At 58.0% G+C, this 14664-nt stretch carries 6 protein-coding genes and 7 pseudogenes; 6 read left to right on the top strand and 7 right to left on the bottom strand.

Features of this window, described 5'->3' with window-relative positions; all coding sequences use genetic code 11:
- Positions 1 to 252: 252 nt before the first annotated feature.
- Positions 253 to 1266 carry an IS110 family transposase gene (locus VSR68_RS39405; protein WP_342944916.1) on the bottom strand — a complete coding sequence of 338 codons (1014 nt, stop codon included), beginning with the start codon at positions 1264 to 1266 and terminating at the stop codon, positions 253 to 255.
- Between the two features lie 259 nt (positions 1267 to 1525).
- Positions 1526 to 1934 (bottom strand): annotated as a pseudogene (locus VSR68_RS39400) (transposase); the annotation flags it as partial.
- Positions 1935 to 2820: 886 nt separating this feature from the next.
- On the opposite strand from VSR68_RS39400, the gene VSR68_RS39395 reads away from it, so the two are divergent.
- The 3 genes and pseudogenes from VSR68_RS39395 to VSR68_RS42970 all read left to right on the top strand — a co-directional run.
- On the top strand, positions 2821 to 2997 hold the full coding sequence (locus tag VSR68_RS39395) for a DDE-type integrase/transposase/recombinase (protein WP_342944915.1): 177 nt from the start codon (positions 2821 to 2823) through the stop codon (positions 2995 to 2997).
- 1203 nt (positions 2998 to 4200) lie between these two features.
- Positions 4201 to 6408 (top strand): type II secretion system secretin GspD, encoded by a 2208-nt coding sequence (gene gspD, locus VSR68_RS39390; RefSeq protein WP_342944914.1) that lies wholly within the window; start codon positions 4201 to 4203, stop codon positions 6406 to 6408.
- Between the two features lie 47 nt (positions 6409 to 6455).
- A pseudogene (locus tag VSR68_RS42970) lies at positions 6456 to 6567 on the top strand (IS6 family transposase); the annotation flags it as partial.
- Between the two features lie 587 nt (positions 6568 to 7154).
- Here the strand turns inward: VSR68_RS42970 and VSR68_RS39385 are convergent.
- Positions 7155 to 7351: pseudogene (locus VSR68_RS39385) on the bottom strand (HU family DNA-binding protein); the annotation flags it as partial.
- Between VSR68_RS39385 and VSR68_RS39380 the strand changes: the two are divergent.
- Positions 7341 to 7568: pseudogene (locus VSR68_RS39380) on the top strand (IS256 family transposase); the annotation flags it as partial. The pseudogenes VSR68_RS39385 and VSR68_RS39380 overlap by 11 nt on opposite strands.
- A gap of 57 nt (positions 7569 to 7625) precedes the next feature.
- On the opposite strand, the gene VSR68_RS39375 reads toward VSR68_RS39380, so the two are convergent.
- Positions 7626 to 8441, bottom strand: a complete 816-nt coding sequence (locus VSR68_RS39375) for a class I SAM-dependent methyltransferase (protein WP_342944913.1) — start codon at positions 8439 to 8441, stop codon at positions 7626 to 7628.
- A gap of 885 nt (positions 8442 to 9326) precedes the next feature.
- Here VSR68_RS39375 and VSR68_RS39370 point away from each other — a divergent pair.
- Positions 9327 to 10126 (top strand): annotated as a pseudogene (locus tag VSR68_RS39370) (IS5 family transposase); the annotation flags it as partial.
- A 1002-nt stretch (positions 10127 to 11128) separates the two neighbouring features.
- Here the strand turns inward: VSR68_RS39370 and VSR68_RS39365 are convergent.
- Positions 11129 to 12154 carry an aldo/keto reductase gene (locus VSR68_RS39365; protein WP_342937565.1) on the bottom strand — a complete coding sequence of 342 codons (1026 nt, stop codon included), beginning with the start codon at positions 12152 to 12154 and terminating at the stop codon, positions 11129 to 11131.
- 234 nt (positions 12155 to 12388) lie between these two features.
- Positions 12389 to 13660, bottom strand: a complete 1272-nt coding sequence (locus VSR68_RS39360) for an acyl-CoA dehydrogenase family protein (protein WP_342944912.1) — start codon at positions 13658 to 13660, stop codon at positions 12389 to 12391.
- Positions 13661 to 14091: 431 nt separating this feature from the next.
- Here VSR68_RS39360 and VSR68_RS42965 point away from each other — a divergent pair.
- Positions 14092 to 14265 (top strand): annotated as a pseudogene (locus VSR68_RS42965) (IS6 family transposase); the annotation flags it as partial.
- Between the two features lie 115 nt (positions 14266 to 14380).
- Here VSR68_RS42965 and VSR68_RS39355 read toward each other — a convergent pair.
- Positions 14381 to 14664: pseudogene (locus VSR68_RS39355) on the bottom strand (DDE-type integrase/transposase/recombinase); the annotation flags it as partial.

Genomic DNA, 14664 nt, shown 5'->3' with positions numbered 1-14664 from the left:
AAACAATGTTGCGATATTGGCTGGCAGGTAAAGGCAGCACGCTTGTGTCCGGCCCGTTTGCGCAGGCCGGTATGACCTGCTGGCCATAATGGAATTCGCTGGCGAGGTCCTCATCTGCAAATCGAACGCAATATGGTTCATCTTCCTTATCGGGTTTTCCTCGCCCCGGTCCAACCTGTTAGCCATCAGGCAGCACGTGCTTGCGCTCCTTGAGGGAAAATGGAAGTGTCGCGAATCGTTGGGTCGTGAAATCTATGCGGTAGCGCACGGCGGAACCTGATAACCCTGCGGCCTGATCAGCACCGCCCAGATGGTCCTCGCCAGCTTGTTGGCGACGGCGGCAACCGCCACGTTAAAAGGTCTACGCTTGAGCAAGCCGTCAATCCAGGGCGAACGTTTGCCCTGGATGATCACCGAACGGGCACCGTGCATCAGTAGCGTGTGCAAATAGGTGTCGCCGCGCTTGCTCAGGCCCATCTGCCGGACCCGTCCGCCGGTTCCGGTCTGCCGTGGCACGAGACCCAGCCACGCGGCAAACTCGCGACCGGACTTGAACGTGCGTGAGTCGCCAACAGCGGCAACTGTTGCCGTAGCGGTCAGAAGTCCAACGCCAGGAATATCACCAACCTTCTGACAGTTCGGGTTATCACGAAACAGGATCGCAAGACGTCTCTCAAGAACGGCGATTTGCCGATCGATGTCTTGTGCACGAGCCCATTGCTCCCTCAGGCTGTCGATGAGTATGGCCGGCGGCCGTTCAGCGGCGCGTGCAAGCGCGGCAGGGAATGCCTTGCTGAACGCCCGATGGCTCTCAGGCAGTACTTCTCCGAACTCGTACAGCAGGCCGCGCAACGCGTTGGTTTGCATAATGCGGAACTTCATCAACTGCGCGCGCACCCGATGTATTGCCAGAACTGTTTGCTGCTCTTCGCTCTTGATGGCGACGAAACGCGCCTCCGGCTGCTGCGCGGCAGTGCAGATTGCTCGCGCATCGGCCGCGTCAGTCTTGTTTCGCAACACAAAGGGCCGCACTGATCGGGCAGATATCAGCTTCGCCTGATGACCAAGGGCTTGCAGTCGTCTGGCCCAGTCATGGGCACTGCCACACGCTTCCATGACAACAATCGAAGGTGCGCGCCCGGCAAAAAACTCGAGCACGTGGGCACGCTTGAGTTTGAACCGTTCGATCTGGCCGCTTCGGGGATCGAGCACATGAAGTTGGAACACCTGCTTGGCGATGTCCATCCCAATGATCGTGAGCTTCATTTCGATTCTCCTCAGAGTATGGTGACGAGTATTTCCACTTTCGCACACGTGGATGCTCGAGCCTTATCGATTTCGCTTCGCCATCGTCACGACGGCCCGTTTCCGGGGGGAGGCGTCCATACCATCTCCAGAAGTCGTTTTCATAGCGGTGATCTTCCACACTCATCGCAGTCTGAATGGTGACGGTGCGGAGATCGCCCCGGTGCGAGTACCTGTCAGGGGCTGTGCCGGTGAATCATATCGCCGCACCGGCCCGATCTTAAGCGTTTCGCAAAGCTCTGCGCGCCATCCACAAATTGCTCAAAGCGAACAACGTGGTGATCTGGGCAGTATTTTCCATCGAACCACGATAGCGGGTCTTCGCATAGCCGAACTGCCGCTTAATGACGCGAAACGGGTGCTCAACCTTCGCACGGATGCCGGCCTTGAGCCGCTCCATCGTGTATCGCGTCCATAGGATCACTCAGGTCCAGTAGTCTGCGCTTGCCCGATCCCATCGCAACATGTCAACGAGCTGCGTCTGCCTCACAATGCTTTTCGATTCCCTGATACCCGGCGTCAGCGTAGACATCCGTCTCCTTGCCGTGCAGCAACGCCTGGGCAACGGTGATGTCGTGCACATTGGCCGCCGTTCCAATGACTGTATGAACCAGTCCGGAGTCGGCGTCGCATCGTCGTGATCGGGCAAGGCGGTCGTCCGGTTTTGCTCGTCGGATAGTGCGGATGGATCAGCGCAATCAGCTTCGACCAAGGCACAACACGCCGCATCTCACCGAGAAATTCCCTCTTGCGCGCGCGCTTGATTGACAGATCCAGACCAAGACCCAGCTGCGACATCACTCATCTTCTCAACTAATTCGCGCTGCTTCAACGCCAGGACTTTGCAGACCTTCCTATACGTATTCGTCCGCACAACGCTCGGCAGGGCTAGCCTTCGCTGAGCAGCGCTGGCTGCAAGCCGCTGTTGCTATGGTACCTTGACCGCGTTCACCCCGTTTGTTTGCAGCTTTGGGAACATATACAGATGACAGGAAACCGGATTCTTGCGTGGTGGTGAAGAACCTTGTGCGTGCCAGCTTCAAGCGGTTCCAGCACTCCGACCCGATTTGGGCATCATCATGCCACCAATCAACTCCCCTTCTAATATAAAATTTTGTTTGTGCTATCCCAGTGATTTTTTTAAGGTTCTTCGTAGAAAAGCGTAGAGCGATATTTGCGAATTGCGTACCCTGATACCCGAATTCAAGAAAGTTGGGGGGAATTGCTCGATCGCAAGGCGCTGCAGGCACTAGGCTGCTGGAAAGGCTATGCACGTACGCAGCATTCAACGAGTTGATGATATCCACCGCCGTGGCGAAGAGCACCGAATGGCCGCGCAGTCAGGCGGTATGGCCGCCTCGGACAGCGGCCAATGCCACGTTCGCCTTGAACGCCGCTGAGTGAGTGCGCCGGGGTTCTTTTTGTCATCGTCCGGTTTCCTTTGCCGGCATTATGCCAGGCTCATGCGCCCGATCTGGTACATCGGGACTTCAGTTCCGGTGCCGCGAACGTGCCGTGGTCGCGGAGGCCACCTACATCCCGACCGATAAAGGATTTCTCTATCTGGCGGCGGTGATCGACGTGTTCAGCCGCCGCATCGTCGGCTGGGCGATGTCGAACGATCTGTACACGGAACTCATGTTGCGCGCACTGGACATGACGCTGCTGCAGCGACGACCCGAGGGGGCGTGATCCATCACTCCGACAGTAAGAATATCGGTGCCCGTTGTTCCCGGGCGGCCTGACCCGCATAGCGATCGACCGATCGCGTAAGATCTGGTGCCGTAAGTCATCCTCATTGTAGCGGGGCATGCGTGGCCTGGTTCTACTATCGCGACACAGCCTCGCCTCGTGTGTGATGGACAGGTGCTGACCTTAGCTCATGCGTGATATGAAGTGCGTTTTGTTTAAGTAGAGGCAAAATATATTTATACCGATCATAAAGGACTAGAAATTAATTTACTATTACGACTCTAACAATTGACGCTAATCAATTTAGTTGGCCAGATGCAAGATTAAAATACGATGGCAGCTTTTACGCTGCTTGAAAGACGATGTTAGATTTGGATGGCTAATGATTGATCGGATAGCGAAGATGCTGAAGATAGCAAGACACATTGGAACTTTCTGGATTGCTCTAAGTGCAGTCGGGTTCTATGGGTACAGTGGCTCGGACGGTAGCTCACGCACCGATGCCACGCTCGCGTCGTGTGATTCAGGCGTCGATGCCAAGCTCGCGCCATACTATAAGATGGCAGTATCTTGGCACGCCTGCAGTTCCGACACTTTTCAGGGTCTCGACAAGGACTTGCTGAATCAGCTATCGAGCACGGCTAGTTGTGCAACGGTTGACGTGGCCATGATAGGGCGATTCGGTCCTCTTCATTGCTTCAGTCTACCGACACCCCTCCAGCAACCTGACAGTGCCGCCTGAACATCCCGCGCTGGCATTTCCGATCGGCTCGGCGCTCGGCTGGGCCACTTAGATCGTGATGATGAAGCGGATCGGCACGCTATTCGATGGCCCGCGGGGGCTCTCGACGTCGCTGATGACTACGTCGGCCCGCTCGGTCGGCGCGTGCTTGCCGTCACTGAAAAGATCCTCGGCCCCGAGCCGCACTTCTTCGCGGCGGGGCACGTGGTCGAGGCAGCACCCGACCAACGCGATCGAGCACGGGCGCGTATGTCGAAACCTGGCGTTCGAACATTAATTCTTCGATGTCGCGAAAACTCGCCTGAGACTGAAAAATCCAACGCGCAGCGTTCCGACTTCTTAATCGACGCATTTTTAGGCAACCACCGCGGCAACGTGACAATGCGCCTGTAAGCGCTGCGCGCTTGGAATCGACTGCCGCCGAATGGGCATTCACTCTATACATCAAGAGAATAAATCGTATGGCTTTACTTCGCATTGCAACGGCGTTGCTGCTGACTGGAGTGATCACCGCGCACACTGCACACGCACAGGTGACGCTCAACTTCGTCAACGCCGACATTGATCAGGTGGCCAAGGCGATTGGCGCGGCGACGGGTAAGACGATCATCGTCGACCCGCGCGTGAAGGGGCAGTTGGATCTCGTCTCAGAGAATCCTGTTCCGGAAGATCAGGCGCTGAAGACCTTGCAGTCCGCGTTGCGGATGCAGGGCTTTTCGCTGGTGCAGGATCACGGCGTGCTGAAGGTCGTGCCCGAAGCGGATGCGAAACTGCAAGGCGTGCCGACCTACGTCGGCAATGCGCCCGCGGCGCGCGGCGATCAGGTTGTCACGCAGGTGTTCCAGCTGAAGAACGAATCGGCGAACAACCTGCTGCCCGTGCTGCGTCCGCTCATCTCGCCGAACAACACGGTCGCCGCGTATCCGTCGAACAACACGATCGTCGTCACCGACTACGCGGATAACGTGCGCCGCATCGCGCAGATCATTGCGGGCGTCGATACGGCAGCCGGCCAGCAGGTGCAGGTCGTGCAGCTGAAGAACGGGAATGCGCTCGACGTCGCGGCACAGATGTCGAAGATGCTCGACCCCGGCTCGATCGGCAATACGGACGCGGCGCTGAAGGTCTCCGTGCAGGCCGACCCGCGTACAAATTCGCTGCTGCTGCGCGCGTCGAACGCGGCGCGCCTCGCGGCGGCGAAATCGCTCGCGAAGCAGCTGGATGCAGCCACCGGACAGCCCGGCAACATCCACGTCGTGCAGCTGCGCAACGCGGACGCCGTGCGTCTTGCGAAGACGCTGCGCGGCATGCTCGGCAAGGGCGGCAGCGAAACGTCGTCGTCGGGCGGCGCCAATGCCGCGAACGCGTTCAACCAGGGCAACGCGAGCTCGTCGACGGGCACCTCGGGCCAGCCCCCGCTGCCGGGCGGCTCGCTCGGCGGCTCGTCGTCCTCGATGGGCGGCAATCCGCTCGGCGGCGGCGGCACCTATGGCGGCCAGGGCAACAAGGAGGCTGCGTTCCTCGGCGAAAAAGAAGGCGACGGCGAAGAGAACCAGCCCGGCGGCATGATCCAGGCCGATGCGGCGACGAACTCGCTGATCATCACCGCGTCCGACCCCGTCTACCGCAACCTGCGCAGCGTGATCGACCAGCTCGATTCGCGTCGGGCACAGGTGTATATCGAGGCGCTGATCGTCGAGCTGTCGGCGACGTCGAGCGCGAATCTCGGCATCCAGTGGCAGGGTGCGCTGCTGTCGAATGGCGGCAACAACGGTCTTTACGGCAGTTCGAACTTCAATTCGAACGGTAGTCAGGGCATCGTGAACCTGACCGCGCAGGGCGCGATCATCGCGAACAACCCGGCCGCGGCGCTCGCGACGACGGGCACGAATCTGCTGAACAACGGCGTGAACATCGGGCTGCTGCACCGCTTCGGGAATGTGTTCGGTCTGGGCGGCCTGTTGCAGGCGCTGTCGCAGTCGAGCGACGCGAACATCCTGTCAACGCCTAACCTGATCACGCTCGACAACGAGGAAGCGAAGATCGTCGTCGGCTCGAGCGTCCCCGTCGTGACGGGTTCGTATGCGACGCCGACCGCAAACGCCGCGACGTCCGTAACAGCGTTCAACACGTTCGACCGACAGGACGTCGGCATCGTGCTGCACGTGAAGCCGCAGATCACCGATGGCGGCATCATCAAACTGCAAATATATTCGGAAGATTCGTCCGTCGATCCGACGTCGACGAACAATCCGGGCGGCGTGACGATCTCCACGCGCTCGGTGCAGTCGACGGTGCTGTCCGACGATGGCGAGATCATCGTGCTCGGCGGCCTGATGGAGGACAAGTACTCGAACGGCAACAGCAAGGTGCCGCTGCTCGGCGACATCCCGTGGCTCGGCCAGTTGTTCCGTTCGGAGGAGAAGAGCCGCACGAAGACGAATCTGATGGTGTTCCTGCGTCCCGTCATCATCAACGATCGTGATACGGCGCAGGCTGTCACATCGAACCGCTATGACTATATCCAAGGTGTGCAGGGCGCGTACCATCAGGACAACAACCTGATGAAGGACAACGACGATCCGATGGTGCCGCCAAAGCCGGTCGGCCCGAGTCAGGGCGGTTCGCCCCTGAATCTGTTCGATCTCGACCAGATGCGCCGCAACTAGGCCGACGGCTTTGTCATGTTGGTAGAACGCGACGGTAGAATGAAACGGTGAAGAAAGCAAACGCCTTTTATCACGTTCACCGCTTTCCTGCCATCGTCACCGGCTGCGCGGTCCGGTGGTATCGGTTCAGCCTGAGTCCTTCGCGACATCGAGGAGTTGACCCGATCCATCACGCGCGCGGCACACCGATCTGGTTGCAGCCGTTGAGTCTGTCGTCCTGTACCATAGGCATCTGCATGAAGGCGGCGCACAGCTAAGCATGGCGTGTCTCGTTGCAGACACACAGGTTCATCAACATTAGGTAGCGGCATTTAGGCTGTGGTTCGACGCAAGCCTTCGATTCCGCACCAGATGCCTAAGCGCAAACGCCGATCCGGTAAATTGTATCGATATAAATACCACCGAGGCTATAACGCCGTCGGCTTTCGTAAAATCCCCAGGCGGGCTTTGATACGCAGACGTTGATGGTGTCCGATGCGAGGCGTGTCGAACTCTTCCTGGCTGGAAAGCGCGTTCGCTACGAGTCTGCCAGATGACTGCAGATGGAAGAAGGCCTGCCTGAGTGGTTATGGCTTGTGCGAGCTGCCGGTCGTGCAGCGAGAATCGGCTCGAAGTCGAAATTCGGGGAAAAGGGTAACTGCGGGGACCGACACGCCCAACGAGCAAGTCGCGAACTTGTATAAAGGCAAAGCCAGCTGGCACCTGTCAGGAGCCTCCTGAAGGCAACAGGCACGAAGTCTACTTTGAGCCGAGGCGTCCTTCAGTTTTTTCAGCGCACGCGCCTTGATCCGAATCCTTGCTGGCTTTGCCTCGAACAGCGCTCTTCGCCGGCAAACGGCCTTTTACCGAAACGGCGCTTCCTCACCGGTACCTGCTGAATGCTGATCTTCAGAAAACCTGACAGCGTGAACTCACCAGCGCCCTCCTTGTGGATCCAGCCGACGTTCGCGACGGTACGTCATCGCACGACGCGTACGCGCAACTGCGTGTCGCTGCCGAAGTCCCGTGGTCTGGCATTCAAGCTGATTGAAGAGGCGGAGAAAACCTGGCGCCGCATCAACGGCCCGGAAAAAATCAAGCTGTTCCTCGAAGGCATCCCCTTCGAGGACGGCGAACCGGTGCGAGACGATCGATCGGGTCAGCAGAAACCCGCCGCTTGAAACCGACGGCCATCAGGCTGCCCATACACCACTCTTGACGCTAGCTCCAGCATTTGATCAGTGCGGCTCTATATCATGAGGCTTCCGTGCCAAAACGCTGTGCATCCTCGCCCAAGTCATTGTCGTCTCAGAATTCGCCAGATCCGATAGTCTCTCATGCAGGGCAGAAACTGACGAGGGGTCGATTATCCCGTTTTTGATCATCTGAGGCGCGAGGTCCCTCAAGCTCATCGCGTAAAGCAATTTCTCCTCGGGTGAATTCAGTAACGGATGATACAAGCGGCCATGTTCAATTTCCAGACCGAGATTCCTTATCACAGTCTCCATACGGAAGGCGATTTTATAATCACGGTTACTCATGCGAAAACAAGATCTTAAGATTCTTATAAACTCATCGATCGCTTCGGACGGTGGAAACGAGAATGATCCGTCATGAATCACCGGTTCCTCGCATAGCAAATGGCCATCTGGGCCGAGGACATTCACCATTTCACGGATTGCATGATCTGCATCCGCCACATGATGGAGCACCATCCGACAATAGACTAGGTCATATGAGTTATCCAAATGATCCAGACAATTAACGTCCCCTTCCAAAAATGTAACATTCTCGAAACCACTTTCTGTTACGAATTGGCGGGATGCATCTAGCTGCGCCTGACTGCTATCTATAGCCGTTACCGTTCCTTGAGGTCCGGCTGCGCGTGCCAGATGCAGTGTCATCGCGCCACTGCCGCAGCCAACTTCAAGGATTTTCCCGCCGCGGAGCGTGCCGGCTCGGCTGATAAGGTCAACACTTGACTGTTCGTATAACCGGCTTTGGATGCCGAGTCTTAGTCTGGCATTGTCATCTGTTTTTATGATGTAACCCATTTTTTCTCTCCTTGAGAGTGCTTCATTTCGATTGAGTGCTACTGCATTGTTGCAGCGCTCACGCCCTAGTGTTGCCCAGTTCGGGGACGTTCACATTTACGCAGTTCGGCCCATCAATTCGGATTAGTTGGTCATTGCTGTGAAAAGTGAGGCATCCAAGGACAGATCGCCAAACGCGATCTGGCAAAGAAGATAATTGGCCCCCTGCCTGCTCCAGTTGATCAAGCAGAGTTCGTCGCACAGGAGACGCTGTTCCTACTACGCACAATCCACTCTCTATTGCTGCGTCTAAGGTCAGGGGGCAGATTTGGGGGAAGGGGAATTGCATTGGGTCGTACAATTAGTTGAAGCTTTTAAGCCCTGGCTCGAAAACTGATGCCGCGAGCGAATATGCATGGCTTGCAGATTGGCCGACCACAATCATCCGAAGCAATCCAACAACTGATGGTTGGCCGTCGGTGCTGTGTTGTATCGTTCCTCGGCACGGTACGCGTCAGTAATCTTGCGGACAAACGACGCGGGTCCAACAGATGCGATATTTGTGCGGATGATGAAGGCTAAGCAGCATGACCAAGGGGCAGAGACGAAGTTTCCCGGTGCTCTGTGCGACGCTCGACAAGAACAGGTTCGGCGATGAGCCCCCTTCCATGCGGCGAACAATGGTGTTCTGCCAGGTGGGAAGCGTAAAAGCCGAGCCGGCCACAGGCTTCTGCCAACCTGAGGCGACCCGGGTATTATCGTCCAATGACGCTACCGTCCTCGTCCAAATGAACGAAAATGCCGCAGGCTAGCTTAGAGGCCAGTTCAAAAAAATCGCTGTGAGGGGCTGTTTACTTTCCTGGCGCGATGTTAACCTCTGCCGTCCAGACAACGGAGACCGAGGGGATGCAGGCGCCGATCATTGACAACGAATTGTGGACACTGATCGAACCGTTATTGCCGAAGCCGAAGCGTCGAAACAACGAACGTCGAGGCCGACCTCGTGTGTTGGACCGGGCAGCGCTCAATGGCGTCCTGTTCGTGTTACGCACCGGGATGCGATGGAACCACTTGCCGACCGCACTGGGGTTTGGCTCGGGCGCGACCTGCTGGCGTCGTCTGGACGCATGGCAGAAGGCGGGCGTCTGGAGCAGGCTGCATGCGCTGCTGCTCGACAAGCTGCGCGAATCCGGGCAACTGGACCTTTCGTATGCTGCCGTCGATTCTTCCTCCGTGCGAGCTGTTGGGGTGCGCGAAAAACCGGGCCAAACCCGACGGATCGTGCCCGACCAGGTTCGAAGCACCACATTCTCGTAGACGCCAACGGTGTGCCGGTCAGTGTGACATTGACCGGCGCAAACTGTCACGACGTCACCCAATTGCTGCCATTGGTCGACGCCATCCACCAGATTCGCGGCACGCGCGGCAGACCACTTCGCAAGCCCAAGATCATTTACGGCGATCGCGGCTACGACTCCGACACACATCGCCAGCGCTTGCGTAATCGTGGCATCAGACCGGTGATCGCACGACGTCGAACTGAACATGGCAGTGGTCTGGGCAAATTCCGCTGGGTAGTAGAACGGACTCACTCGTGGCTCCATAACTTCCGGCGTCTTCGTATCCGATTCGATCGTCGTAGCGACATTCACGAGGCACTCCTCAAATTTGCTTGCTCGCTCGTCTGCTGGAACATATTCAAACGAGCGGTGTCGGCTTTAGAGGGTGGCCGCGCTCCCTTCCAGAAACGCGGCCCCCGAAGAACCGTACGTGCGAGTTTCCCCGCATACGGCTCGCGCACGGCATTAAGCATCACGTCGATGCCGGTTGTGTTTGTGCACACACAACCTTCGCTAACGTCAGATCGTCGATTCCTCCCACCGCGGGAGAAGGGCGCTGAACCGTAGCCCAACCGGTCTCTCACAAGCTTCCCTTTGATGAATCCCTGACGTGGGCCAACGACAGCCGCACCACGCGCACGTCAGCACCCTTTCAGGTTGGGGCAAATCTTGAACCCCTATGTCACCCATTACAGGCAACCCTTCGCTTCTTGCGCGTTCTCACTCCCGCTTCCCCAACAGTGTTCCTTACGGTCCACCTGCCGACGCCCCAATAAACCGGAGCGGTGGCGGAGAATCGGGGTTTCCGCGTTCCCATCCCTGCCGACCCGAACACTTCCGGGCCTATCCGTTTAGCACCTGTCTATTCCCCGATGGCGCTTCGACGACGTGCACCCAGTTCAAAGAGATGCAACCGGCCACTCACCGTTTTGGTCAGAGCCTTTCAGCAGCTTTGGCTCTTTGAGGCTAACGAGGTTTCATTCGACAGTTCACATATGTTGTGCATGCGAAACTTGCCTGGCCCCCACACCGCACGGCTGCTGGCAGTGTCGATCCCTGCCCGGTCGCCCGGGTGAATCGCCCAGAGAGAGGGTACGTTGTCGCCGGAGCTTCGAACCCGACCGTTACCGATCGCGCACGTCCGACTAGGCAACTGCTGGTCGTACAGCAGGTCACAGCTTCAATCTCCGATATTCGGGTTGTTGAATGTGACAAGGCAGAGAAGAGCTTTGTCATCCACTACGCTGCCGATTTACGTCCGGCGGACGGCGACACGCGTCGCACTTGAACTGGCCTCTTAGAAGATAAGAAGTTTTTCACTCAACTTTCTCCAACTTACATCCGGGTGCCGGCCTTGATTGAAGTTAATCACGATTTGCGGGTGCGATTTCCATTGTGGTCGTCTCGCTCCAGCCCATAGACATCCCCCTCAAGCTCCTTCGCTTCCGCCAGCATTCCGGTGATGAGGTCGAGATCCTTGGCGGTCAGGGCGAGACCGGAGATGGCGACGTTCGAGGTCAGATGAGAGCGGTCGCGCGCGCCGATGATGACGGCCGCCACACCCGGTCGTTCGAGCATCGCAGCGCTGGCGACCGTGGCGATGTCGGTCCCGTGCCGGTCCGCGATCTGGCGAAGGATGGTCAGAAGGGCCTGGAACAGGTCCCAGCCGCCGACGTCGTCGATAATCCGCTTGTATTTGACCAACGAACGGTTCTCAAGCTGCTCTGTCGGTTCCGGTGCGCCGAACCATCTGTCGCCGAGGAAGCCGCCAGCCACGGTGCCATAGCACAGGAGCGGGATACCGTACTCGACCGCCGCCGCAGCCATTCGCCGCGCCGGACGGCGGTCGAGTAGCGAATACTGCACCTGCATGCAGGAAAGCGGCACGCCTGCATTCACGATCTCCAGCATATGGTAAGTGTCGAAATTCGTGCCGCCGATCTTATCAATCTTGCCGGTGCGCCGAAGATCGTCGAGCCACAGCGCTGCCTCGAGCCAACGAGGCTCTCGGTATTCCCACCAGTGGAGTTGTACGAGGTCGAGCCGCTCCTGGTTGAGGCGTCGCAGCGACTGGTCGATCACCCTCTCGACATAAGACTTGCTGATGCGCGGCAGTATGCCGAAGTGCGGCACAAATTTGGTATGGACCTTGATCCGGGTGAGCGCCTGCTCCCCGCGCAGATCGCGATAGCGCCTTCTGAAATGGCCGATCAGCTCTTCGACCCCGGTATAGATGTCGGCACAGTCGAAGGTGGTTATTCCCGCATCCGCGAAGGCCACCAAGTCGGCTACGGGGTCTTCGCTTCGGGCCGTGCAGTGGCCGCTCGCGAGTTGCCAGCCCCCGTGGATCACACGCGAGATCTCGTAGTTTGGAGCAAGCTGGAATCTCTGCATCTTTACTATGCCTTATAACAGTCATCATGGTGCGGTCCCGCTATGGTTGCGAAGCGGCTAAACCGGAACGGACTATTCCGATCGGAAAACTAAGCATATAGGAGGCCGATCTGCAGGTTGGTGCGCATAGAATCCGCCGAGCATAACGATGCGGAAGGCGCGTGGTACGCACGACACTTCTAAGCTTCCTGCGGTTCCCGCCCCGCTCTATGGCCATGTGTCCGATCTTGATGTTCATACGACCCGTTCCAGCAGCAGACGGCCAGCTTCAGCATAGTGCCGCTGCTGGACCATGGCGTGTTGCGCCGCCGCCTGCAGATCGCGCAGCCGCCGCTGAAGAGGTGAAGATTCATACACTGCGGCACCGCCGGCAAGGGTAAAGCAGGCATGTGCTGCGCTGGCACAGATCGTCGCAATCCAGATTCCGGTCTGTATGCCCTGGGTGTACAGAGCCTGGCCATTCAGCGTGTCGGCCAAGGCGTGCCGCCAATGACTCTCCGCCTGAACCTGCATGGCCGCCCGCGCTGCACGCACATCTGCTTCAATTCGACCCAACTCGGCCTGGACCATTTCTGAGTTGCGCATAGGAGCCGGCGCTCGAAGTTGTTGCCGGCCGCTGCGGGCGAGGTCGGTAACATCCGATAACGCACCCTCGGCGATGCCCACGCAGACAGCTCCGAGAAGCACCGACTGAAGGTGCCGCCAAGCTTGATATAGTGGTCCCGGTTCGCATGATGCTCCAGCTGGAAAGTCGAAGAAATTGGTCTCCGGCGCGAGTACGTTCTGAAGGGCTATGTGGTGACTGCCGGTACCTCTGAGGCCGGAGGCGTGCCAAGTGTCTTCAATCTGCCAAGCCGATGCCGGCAAGGCGACACACCGGACCAACGGTGGGCCGGCATCCCCTGCCGGTCCAAAGAGTGGTTTTCCGGCTTCCGACATGACACAGAGAGCCATCATCCAGTCGGCGTTGTGGCAACAACTGGCGAACGGCCAACGGCCGCTGACCCGCCACCCACCTGCCACTCTCTCGGCGGTGCCTCCTGGCGTGGTGACACCAGCTATGATGAGGTCCGACTTGTCCTGGTACATCAGATCGTAAGTCTGTCTCGGCAATCGAGGACTGATAATGGCAGATGAACTGCCGATCATCGCGGTCCAGCCGACTGAGCCGTCGATCCGAGCCAACGCGCTGATCACCTCCATTCCCCAAGGTAAATCTAGCTCTAGTCCGCCACGGCTGTGCGGCGCGAACATGCGGAACACTCCGATCAATCGCAACTTCTCGATAAGGTCGGACGGCATGCGGCGTTCCGCTTCGATCTCGGCTGCACGCGCGACAACGGCAGGAGCAAGATCGCGAATCGCGTCGAGGATCCGCCCGGCTGCAACAGCCGAACGCCCCGGGCTCTCTTTGCCAGACGGAGGTTGAGTTGCCGTTTGATGTCCCCTGTGCGCCGGACGATTTGGCCCGTGTAAAGCATCACTTTGCTTCATCAGTTTCTGCATGTGTCTAATTATTTAAGGAGTGCACATGCCGTCTGCCTGTGACAGATGCAGTGCGGCGGTGGTTAGTTGCGCGCCTTACGTCGCTATTTTGATCGCGCGGCACACGCGGCTTCCGCCGCAGCCTCGGGACGGAGAAGCTTCTTCATTCTCTGGTACGTGCAATAGTCGCCTGCGGCAGCAGGCTGTGCGGCAACCCCCTTTAGCATAGCGGTCAGCAGCCCGCCGTAAAGCATCCTCTTTACTCTGTGCATGGACTTGATGATGCCACGCGGTCGAGTATCGCTGCCAGAAGAAGAGCATCAAATATATTGATGTTGGTACGAGGCGCCCGAAGGCCGCACGGACAGGTCGGGACCCTGTCTTCGGTTCGACCCATGCAAGGGGATCTGTCAAGGGCAATGTCAAGTTGATGCGTGCAGTAAAATGTGGGCATGAAGAAGATCGAGTCGCCCGATCACGGTTTTCGTTTTCCGGCAGCGGTCATCAGCTTCGCGGTACACTGGTATCACCGGCTCAACCCCTGAGCCTGCGCGACATTGAGGGAACTGCTGCTCGAGCGCGGGGTGAGTGTGTCACCTACGAGTCGGTGCGCAAGGCTCTGGTGCAAATAGGCGGTCTGCACGAGATTGTTGTTATATAGAGGATGTCTAATGAAGCAGACAGGGCGGCCTCCCAGGCTGCGGGCGCAGTGGTATCTTTGAGGCCGAGCTTCGCGAGGCCGAATTGGCCCTTGCGAATACGATGTACCAACTCAATATCTGAGAGCGTGATCGCTGCGTTCCTGAAACGTTTGAAGCCGAGCATGACTTTCGTCCGGGACTTGATGTTGCGGTGATCCTGCCCGACCAGATTATTGAGATATTTCGAGGATCGGACTTTCGTGTCCTCAGGCAGCAAGCCATCGGCCTTCATCTCGCGCACGGCGCGGTGCGAGGCTGCATAGCCATCAAGCGTGATGGTCTTCGGTGGCTGGCCCTGAAGTCTGATTGCCTTCCTGAAAAAGG

This window comes from Paraburkholderia phymatum (assembly GCF_038900715.1).
Taxonomy (GTDB): domain Bacteria; phylum Pseudomonadota; class Gammaproteobacteria; order Burkholderiales; family Burkholderiaceae; genus Paraburkholderia; species Paraburkholderia phymatum_A.
Note: the sequence above shows the minus strand (reverse complement) of the source record. Positions and strands in the feature narration are given on the sequence as shown.